The sequence below is a fragment of the Dyella japonica DSM 16301 genome, from assembly GCF_001010355.1.
GTDB lineage: Bacteria > Pseudomonadota > Gammaproteobacteria > Xanthomonadales > Rhodanobacteraceae > Dyella > Dyella japonica.
Genome location: NZ_JPLA01000139.1, coordinates 1 through 423, shown reverse-complemented (window position 1 = coordinate 423; position 423 = coordinate 1). Strand labels below are relative to the sequence as shown.

The following is a 423-nucleotide window of genomic DNA, read 5'->3' as shown; positions in this document are numbered from 1 at the left end:
AATAAATCCATCTGGAGTGCTAAAGAACCCAATCCAGCATGCTCTAGTGAATAGATAAAATGCAAGAAAAAGTATCACATATCCAAGAAATATCATTATATCAAACTCCGTATAAAGCTAAAGGGCCGAAGCCCTTTATTTTGTAATAATGTCAAACTGTTCTTTAAAGCAGAAGCTTGAATCTTGATGCTGATACAAAAATTCATAAGCTTTTTCACGTTCGCGGTCATAAAGAGTTCGGTCAGATGACAGTTCTTTAATACGTTCAAATGTTGATTCCATGTCATTTTGATCAAACCAAGCGATGCCGCTATCATGAGAAATTAACGGAGTATTATCAACACGGAATTTCAAATTTTCGCCAGTAGATTTTCAAAATACCGGAATTGGTCCACATGCACCAAGCTCGAGATGAGTATATTC

The 423-nt window shown here is 35.9% G+C and carries 1 pseudogene; it reads right to left on the bottom strand.

The features are described from left to right. Positions 1-135: 135 nt before the first annotated feature. Positions 136-360: pseudogene (locus Y882_RS19625) on the bottom strand (hypothetical protein); the annotation flags it as partial. Between the last annotated feature and the right edge of the window lie 63 nt (positions 361-423).